The 8172-nt window shown below is 70.2% G+C and carries 8 protein-coding genes; 1 reads left to right on the forward strand and 7 read right to left on the reverse strand.

Going from position 1 to position 8172, the window contains the following annotated elements; all coding sequences use genetic code 11:
• The 3 genes from VFZ20_RS03355 to gcvH all read right to left on the reverse strand — a co-directional run.
• On the reverse strand, window positions 1–307 hold a 307-nt coding region (locus tag VFZ20_RS03355; protein WP_414682921.1), incomplete at its 3' end, for a lipoate--protein ligase family protein.
• Between the two features lie 512 nt (window positions 308–819).
• Window positions 820–1506 carry a metal-dependent hydrolase gene (locus VFZ20_RS03360; protein ID WP_329682411.1) on the reverse strand — a complete coding sequence of 229 codons (687 nt, stop codon included), beginning with the start codon at window positions 1504–1506 and terminating at the stop codon, window positions 820–822.
• 119 nt (window positions 1507–1625) lie between these two features.
• Entirely contained in the window at window positions 1626–2012 is a 387-nt protein-coding gene (gcvH, locus tag VFZ20_RS03365; RefSeq protein ID WP_329682412.1) for a glycine cleavage system protein GcvH, read from the reverse strand.
• Window positions 2013–2230: 218 nt separating this feature from the next.
• On the opposite strand from gcvH, the gene VFZ20_RS03370 reads away from it, so the two are divergent.
• Window positions 2231–3658 carry a putative glycoside hydrolase gene (locus tag VFZ20_RS03370; RefSeq protein WP_329682413.1) on the forward strand — a complete coding sequence of 476 codons (1428 nt, stop codon included), beginning with the start codon at window positions 2231–2233 and terminating at the stop codon, window positions 3656–3658.
• A 298-nt stretch (window positions 3659–3956) separates the two neighbouring features.
• Here VFZ20_RS03370 and VFZ20_RS03375 read toward each other — a convergent pair whose 3' ends face one another.
• From VFZ20_RS03375 to VFZ20_RS03390, 4 genes are all read right to left on the reverse strand, one after another.
• Window positions 3957–5510 carry a S8 family peptidase gene (locus VFZ20_RS03375; protein WP_329682414.1) on the reverse strand — a complete coding sequence of 518 codons (1554 nt, stop codon included), beginning with the start codon at window positions 5508–5510 and terminating at the stop codon, window positions 3957–3959.
• Between the two features lie 219 nt (window positions 5511–5729).
• The gene (locus VFZ20_RS03380) at window positions 5730–6179 is read right to left on the reverse strand and encodes a hypothetical protein (protein WP_329682415.1); all 450 of its coding nucleotides are present in this window, start codon (window positions 6177–6179) and stop codon (window positions 5730–5732) included.
• Window positions 6180–6599: 420 nt separating this feature from the next.
• Window positions 6600–7736 carry a pyridoxal phosphate-dependent aminotransferase gene (locus VFZ20_RS03385; protein WP_329682416.1) on the reverse strand — a complete coding sequence of 379 codons (1137 nt, stop codon included), beginning with the start codon at window positions 7734–7736 and terminating at the stop codon, window positions 6600–6602.
• A partial coding sequence (locus tag VFZ20_RS03390; RefSeq protein ID WP_329682417.1) for a M20/M25/M40 family metallo-hydrolase occupies window positions 7733–8172 on the reverse strand: 440 nt, incomplete at its 5' end. The genes VFZ20_RS03385 and VFZ20_RS03390, both read right to left, overlap by 4 nt.

Below are 8172 nucleotides of genomic sequence, written 5' to 3' on the forward strand. Positions count from 1 at the left end.
CGCCGTCGCGCGCGGCGACGGAATAGGTGAGCTCGCGGTGGTGCAGCACGGCGCGTCCGCCCGTGGGGCGGCGCACCACGTCCAGCCCGCGCCGGGCGATCTCGCCGCGGTCGTAGCCGTGCGTGGGCTGGTTGCGGCCCAGCGACAGGCAGGGCGGGCTCCAGCGGTACAGGCGCAGCACGGGCGGGCCGCCGGCGCGCACGCTCTGGGCGAGGGCCTCGTCCACGGCCATGTTCCACGCGCCGGGCGCGGGCGGGGTGTCCAGCAGGCGCCACGCGGGGCGCTCGGCTGGCGATTGCGATTGCATTGTGCAGCGAGATTAGGCGCCGACTGGTGCGCGCGTCAAGGAGAAGCCGGCTCAGCGATCCATGCGCGACGTGGCGTGATGTCGGCGGGGAGGAGCATCGGCGTGGCGGGAGGACCAAACGGCAGAGGAGGGATTGCGCGGCGGGCGGGCGCCCCCCATCCCCGGCCCTTCCCCCATAAACTGCATGGGGGAAGGGAGAACGGCGGATCGTGCACTCGGGCGGAGCGTGTCTCGCCCGCGGAGGGCCCCCTCCCCCCGGCCCCCTGCCCCCGCTTCGCGGGGGAGGGGGAGAACTTCATCTCGGGATGGACGGTCTTCGCCGGCAGCGGCCCGCCCCTCCCCCGGCCCCCCGGTCGTTCCTCGCGGAGAGGGGAGAACTGCATCTAAATCGTCCGCAGAACACGACGGGGCGGGCCCGTGTAACGAGCCCGCCCCGTTGCAGGGTATCCGTGGGAATGCCGTTGCAGGCTATTCCCTATTCCCTGTTCCCTGTTCCCTGCAGTTCCCGCCGTTCACGCCTCGTACACGCCGCCCGGCTCCAGCACCTCCACGCGCGCGGCGTCGCCCACCATCTGGCGAAAGCCCTCGGGGTCCTGCTGAATGACCTCGAACGTGTTGTAGTGCATGGGGATCACCACCTCGGGCTGGATCATCTCCACGGCGCGGGCGGCGTCCTCCGGGCCCATGGTGAAGTTGTCGCCGATGGGCAGGATGGCCACGTCCACGCGGCCCTGCAGCAGCTGCATGTCCATGATCAGCGCCGTGTCGCCCGCGTGGTAGATGCTGGGCCCGCCGTCCAGGCTGATCAGGAAGCCGCAGCAGTCGGTGGTGTGCGTGCCGTCCTCGTCGCCGGCGATGCTGCCCGTGTGCAGCGCGGGCGTGAGCTTTACCCGGCCGAACGGGAACAGGTACGCGCCGCCGATGTTCATCCCGTGCCCGTTCTTTACGCCCTGCTTCTGGCAGAACTGCACGAGCTCGAAGGTGCTGACGACGGTGGCGTCCGTCTGCTTCGCGATCTTCACGCAGTCCGCGAAGTGGTCAAAGTGCCCGTGCGAGACGAGGATGTAGTCCACCGTGCCCACGTCGCCGCTCTTGATGTCGGCCGTGGGGTTCTCGTCGATCCACGGGTCGATGAGGATGCGCGTGCCGTCGTGCTCCAGCATGAAGCAGGAGTGCCCGTGCCAGGTGAGCGTGGCCATGTTCGGATCTCCGCAGCGTTGAGTGAGACGAGAAGTGCGAGAGTGCGAAAGTGCGAGAGTGCGAGAGTGAACCGCAGTTACTTTCGCACTTTCGCACTCCCGCACTCTCGCACTCGCAGTTATCCGCCGATCAGGCTGGTGTAGGCCGCGGCGTCCAGCAGGTCGCCGCTCAGGGGGCCGTCCACGCGCACCTTGATCATCCACCCCTCGCCGTACGGGTCGCTGTTGACCACGGCGGGGTTGGCGTCGAGCGCGGCGTTGGACTCCACCACCTCGCCCGCGATGGGCATGTACAGGTCCGACACGGCCTTGACCGCCTCGATGGTGCCGAACGTCTGGTGCGCTTCGTACCGGGAGCCCGGCTTGGGAAGCTCCACGAAGACCACGTCGCCCAGCTCTCCCTGGGCGTAGTCGGTGATGCCCACGATGTACACGCCGGCCTCGCCGGACTCCTTGATGTACTCGTGCTCCTTGGTGTACTTGAGGTCCTGCGGGACGTTCGCCATTGCTCTCTCCGCGGTGCGGGCCGGGGCTGGGATTTTCGGGCGGGAAGCTAGGCCCCGGCGCGGGCGGGGTCAAGCGAGCGCGCGTCCGGGTTGCGCGCCCCGGTACGAAGGTACGAGAGTACGCGGGCACGGAGGGTACGAAGGTACGGGGGTACGAGGGTACGGAACCGCACGGTGATTCCGCGCGGAACCCTGTCGCGACGAGGAGGACGGTTCGGATGACCAGGTTCGGCGGATGGCGGAAGACGGTGGGGGCGGCGCTGCTCGTGGCGCTGGCTGCGTGCGGTGGCGGATCGGACAGCCCGGGCGCCGGCGCGGCGAAAGGCGGTGGGCAGGATTCGGCGGCCGCGGCGGCAACGGCGCGCGAGGACAGCGCGGCGCAGCGGCGGGCGCGCTTCGGCAACCGGGTGGCGCGGCCGGACAGCCTGCGCGCGCTGTACGTCAACGGCTGGGCCGCGGGCGGACGCACGCGCATGCGCGAGCTCATCCGCATCGCCGACGAGACGGAGATCAACGCGTTCGTCGTCGACATCAAGGAAAGCGACACCTACCTCACGCACGACTCCACCGGCATCGCCCTGGCAAAGGAGATCGGCGCCGACACCATGCCGCGCTCCAGGTGGCTGCCGGAGCTGGTGGACACGCTCATCGCGCACGGCATCTACCCCGTCGCCCGCATCGTCGTCTTCAAGGACCGCATGCTGGCGGAAAAGAAGCCGGAGCTGGCCATCCGCCACACGGACGGGAGCGTGTGGCTGGACCAGAAGGGCAAACCGTGGGTGAACCCGTACGACCGGCGCGTGTGGGACTACAACATCGCTATCGCGCGCGAGGCCCTGGACATGGGGTTCAGCGAGATCCAGTGGGACTACGTGCGCTTTCCGGACGTGACGGAGGCGCGGCGGCGGACGATGGCGTTCCCCGGCAGCAATGGGAAGTCGCGGGACCGGAACATCGAGGAGTTCATCCTCTATTCCAGGCAACAGCTCGCGGAGTACCAGGTGCCCGTGACGGCGGACGTGTTCGGCCTGGTGACGCACCTGGAGGGCGACGTGGGCATCGGGCAGAACTGGGAGCGCGTCATCACGGCGGCCGATGCCGTGCTGCCCATGGTGTACCCGTCGCACTACTTTGGCGGCGTGTACGGGTTCAGCCAGCCCAACGCGCACCCGTACGAGATGGTGCGCATCAGCATGGCCGACGCGGTGGAGCGCACGCGCGCCGTGCAGCGACAGGGCAAGAAGACGGGCGAGATCGTGCCGTGGCTGCAGGCGTTCACGGCGGACTACCTGCGCGACGGCATCACGTACGGCGCCAGCCACGTGCGCCAGCAGATCGCGGCCACGTACGACAGCGGCCTCAAGAGCTGGGTGCTGTGGAACCCCGGATCCAAGTACGACGTGTACCTCCCCGCCCTGCGGCCCGCGGACGGCTCGCCCTCGCCCCTGGAGCGCGGCGGATGGAGGCCACTGGGCTGGCAGCCCCCGCGCGGCCGCATGAGCGTCGTCGTGCGGCGGATGGACCAGCAGACGTCCCAGGCCGCCGCCGACACCCTGCGCGGCACCCCGGCGGATTCCGGGCGTCGTGTGCCGGCGTCGGGCGCGGCGACAAACCGCGCGGGGACGAACGGCGCGGGCGGGCGGTAGGACGCGATCGGCACGGGCGGGCGGCCGACCCGTTGCCAAACTCGCCGTCCCCCAGCCGGAGCGAATGAATTCGCCGCTGGAAAGGCACGAAGTCCGCCTGCGCGGACTGCCCCAGAGAGGGCAGGCGCGGTACACCGCCGCCGTCTCCCGACCGAACGGAATCCGTTCGGCGCGATGCGTCCCCGAGCGCACAAAAGGACAGCCCCCAACGGCACTCGCGCCGTTGGGGGCTGTCCCCTGGAACCTGTCCCCTGTCCCCCGCAGTGTCGCGGGAGGCAATCCGCGACCCGGCCGCCTTCTACCGGCGAGCCCGCTGCTGCGCCATCTGCACGGCGCTGTACAGGTTCACGATGCCGCCCGTGTCCGACAGCTCGCCGAACGTGGTGATCTCCTCGCCGCCCGGGCGCGTGACGCGCTGGTCCGTGTAGCGCGTGGCCGAGGCCAGGATGATCTCGCGCAGCTGCGTGGCCGTGAGCTCGGGGAAGTACGACAGCAGCGTGGCCGCCACACCGGCCACCACCGGCGCGGCCATGCTGGTGCCGCCCAAGCGGCCGTACTCGTGGTCCGTGAGCGTGGACAGGATGTCGTCGCCGGGGGCGAAGATGTCCACGCGCCCGCGGCCGTAGTTGCTGAAGCTGGCCGCCAGGTGCTCCAGCCCGTTCCACGACGAGGCACCCACCTCGATCCAGTTGCCCGCGCGGCCGCCGCCGGCAAAGTCCTGGTTGGGGAAGTTGCCTTCCTCGTTCAGGTTGGCGCCGTCGTTGCCGGCGGCGTGCACCAGCAGCACACCCTTGCTCTCGGCGTAGCGCACGGCATCGTCCACGGCGCTCTTGTACGGCGAGTGGCTCTTGCCGAAGCTCATGTTGATGACGCGCGCGCCGTTGTCCACGGCGTAGCGGATGCCGTTGGCCACGTCCTTGTCGCGCTCGTCGCCGTCGGGCACCACGCGGATGGGCATGATGCGCACGGCGTTGGCCACGCCGTCCACGCCCGTGCCGTTGCGCATGGCCGCCACGATGCCGGCCACGTGCGTGCCGTGGCTGGCATCGGGGCCCTCGACCTCGTTGTTGCCGTCGCCGCGCTCGTTGAGGTTGGCGTAGTTGTCGCCCACGAGCGGGCGCGGGTCAAAGTCGGGGTTGAAGCCCGTCTCCACGCGCTTCTTGACGTCCTCGAACGCCTCCAGGATCTGCTCGGCGGAGTAGCCGGCGCCCATGATGCGGCCGATCTGGTTACGGGCGGCCACCACCTGCGGGTCCGTGCTCTGCAGCCCGCGCAGCGACTCGGCCGTGATCTCGCGGCCCTGCAGCGCCTGGCGCAGGGTGTTGATCATGGTCGAGAACGTCTGCAGGGCGTCGTACTCCTCCCGCAGAGAGCCCTGCTGCTCCTGGAACTCGGAGCGGATCTCGGCGCAGGGCGTGCCGCCGGCCTCGGTGGCGCCGGGGGCGCGGCAGGCGGCGAACAGGCGCGTGATCTCGTACGTGTCGGAGCTGATGTCGCGGCCGTCGCGGTTGCCCAGGAAGTCCCAGCCGTGAACGTCGTCCACGTAGCCGTTGTTGTCGTCGTCGCGGCCGTTGCCGGGCACCTCGTCGGCGTTGGTCCAGATGACGCCGGCCAGGTCCGGGTGGTCGATCTCCACGCCGCTGTCGATGATGGCGACCACGACGGTGTCGCGCACCCGCATGCCCGACAGCAGCTCGCGGTGCGCGCGCTCGGCGCTGATGCCCGGGACGCGGTCGTTGGTGGGGTCCAGCAGGTGCCAGTTGGCGCGCGCGGTGTCGGCCTGGGCGTGGCCCGCGGCCGGCGCGGCGGACAGCGCCAGCGCGGCGAGCATCAGTGAACGAGTGGGCTTCATTGCACGAGCGTGAAAGAGTTCCGGATCGATGTCGGCCAGCGGTGTACACCGCCGACGCGGGAAAGTGCGCCGGGCGTGCTAAAATCTTAACGCCGCGCTAACTACCTGGGATTACTGCAATTGCGGATTCCGGCCCATCCGCCGGGTCACGATCTCCGCAGAACCTGCCCGAATCCGCCCGGAGATCGTCCCCGGCGTACCTCCGTACCGGGCTTGAGCCTACGCGGCCGCGTCGCCGTACGCCAGGAGGGCGGCGGCCACGCGGCGGGTGAGCTCCGTGTGGGCAAAGAGCACGGCGGGGTCGCGGTTGCGGGCCCGCTCGTACGGCGGCTGCTCGTCCGGCGGCAGGTCCTCCCCCTGCTCCACCAGCGCGTGCACCTGCTGCACGAACCCGCGCGCGCCCTCGAGCGTGACGGGCTCGTCGCCGAACAGCGCCTCGTCCATGGCGACCATGAGCTGCGAGAATGGCCGCATCCACTGGAAGAACGCGTCTTCCAGCAGGGCGCTGAGCAGCTGCGTGTTGCTGACGCTTTCACCGCGGCGCTGCTCGAAGCGGGGCCGCTCGGAGTCGATCAGCGTCTTGTGCAGGCGCATGAGGGCGCGGCGCACTTCGGCCAGGTGGTCGCGCACGGGGTCCGGCGGGCCGCCCCGCCCGATCTGAATCGCCATCAGGAATCCTCGGTGGATCAGCGGTCAGGAGACTGCGTTCGGGCTTGATACCCGGAAGAAGCGCGCCGGATCGTCCGTCGCCTGCAGCGGAAGAGAGAAGTCCGAGCTCGTCGGATCGATCGCGCCGGCAGACCCGCCCTCTTCGCGAGAGGGGAGAACAACCGGCGAACCCCTCCTTTGATTTCCTGAGGGAGGCGCCGCGCGATCTCGCCCGCGCACAGTCCGTGGCGCCGACCGAAGGATCTCCTCTCCCGTGCTCGGCCTTGGCCTCACCACGAAAGGATCGGCGGCCGGCATCCGTGCGGAACGCGTCGCTCGTGCAGGGGCGGACAAGATCCTTCGGGGCCGCACGCATCCGGCGCGACGACGATTCGAGAGGGCCTCTCAGGATGACAAGCGGGGACCTGGAGGCTCGATCGATCAGCCTTCCGCGAAGAACCGCGCGATGCGCTCGATGCCGGCGCGGAGGTCGTCGGGCTCGGCGACCCAGGAGAGGCGTATCCACCCCTCGCCGCTGTCGCCGAACGCCACGCCGGGCGTCGCCAGCACGCGGTGCCGCTCCAGCAGCGCCTCCGCGGCCGCGAGCGAATCCGCCGCGAGATGATCCGGCAGGCGTACCATGCAGTAGAACGCGCCCTCGATGGGTGCCCAGCGCAGCCCCGCCTCCCGCATCCACCCCTCCAGCTTCGCACGCTGCCCGGCGTAGTGCGGGCGGTGCGCGGCGAGGGTGGCGCGGTCGGCGAAGATCTCCATCGCCACCACCTGCGAGAACGTGCTCGCGGCCGTGTTCACCAGCTGATGGACCTTGGTCGCGGCGGCGACCGTCTTCGCATCCCCCACCAGCCAGCCCAGCCGCAGCCCCGTGAGCGCGTTGCTCTTGGAGAGCGATCCGGCAACGAGCGCGTGCGGCCACAGCGCGCCGATGGAGACCGGCGCGGCCTCGCCGAAGTACAGCTCGCGGTACACCTCGTCCGACAGCACGCGCACGGGCTCGCCGGGGCGCGCGGTCAGGCCGTCCGCCAGCGCGCGCAGCTCGGACTCCGGCCACACGCGGCCCGTGGGGTTGTTGGGCGTGTTGAGGACGATCATCCGCGTATCCGGCCCCAGCGCGTCCAGCACCCGCGCGGCGCTCGGGCAAAAGTCGTCCGCCGGGTCCATCGCCACCATGCGATGCCGGATACCTTCCAGCACGCACAGCTTGGGATACGCCAGGTAGCACGGCTCCACGATCAGCACCTCGTCGCGCGAGGGGTCGATCGCGGCCTTGAGGGCCAGGTACAGCGCCTCCTCGGAGCCGACGGTGATCACCGCGTTGTCCGACGCCGTCCGCTCCGGCAGCCCCACGTATTCCGCCACCTGCGCGCGAAGCCTGGCGAAGCCGGCGTTGGGCGTGTACGGCAGCCCGTTCTCACGCACCCACGCGGTCGCCGCGTCGAACGGGCACGGATCGGGGCGGATGGTCGGCTCGCCCAGCCCCAGGTCGATGTCGCCGGGGCGCTTGCGGGCGTTGATGGCGCGGATGATCGACGGCGCGATGCCGTCCAGCACGGGATTCATCGGAACGAGAACCAGCGGCGAAGGGCCCCGTAGCAGTGCTCCAGCGAGTCGATGCTGGCCCACTCGTTGGCCTGGTGCGCCTGCGACGTCTCGCCCGGGCCAAAGTTGACGGCCGGGATACCGTGGGACGTAAAGCGCGCCACGTCCGTCCACGCCTGCTTGGGCAGCACCTGCAGCCCCTCCGCGCGGCACCAGTCCACGATGAGCGGATGGTCCGCGTACACGTCGCCGGCGGGCGCGGTGTCGGTGATCTCCACGTCCGCGTCCGCGCCGATCATCGCGCGCAGCTCCGCCTCGGCCCGCTCCGCCGTGTTGCCCGGCGCGAAGCGGAAGTTGACGTTGATGTCGAACGCGTCGGGGACCACGTTGCGCGAGTTGTACGTGGCCGCCGTCGTCGCCACGATCACCTCGTAGAACGACAGGTCGCCAAAGCGCA

The sequence above is a fragment of the Longimicrobium sp. genome, assembly GCF_036280135.1.
In the GTDB taxonomy this organism is placed as follows: Bacteria; Gemmatimonadota; Gemmatimonadetes; order Longimicrobiales; family Longimicrobiaceae; genus Longimicrobium.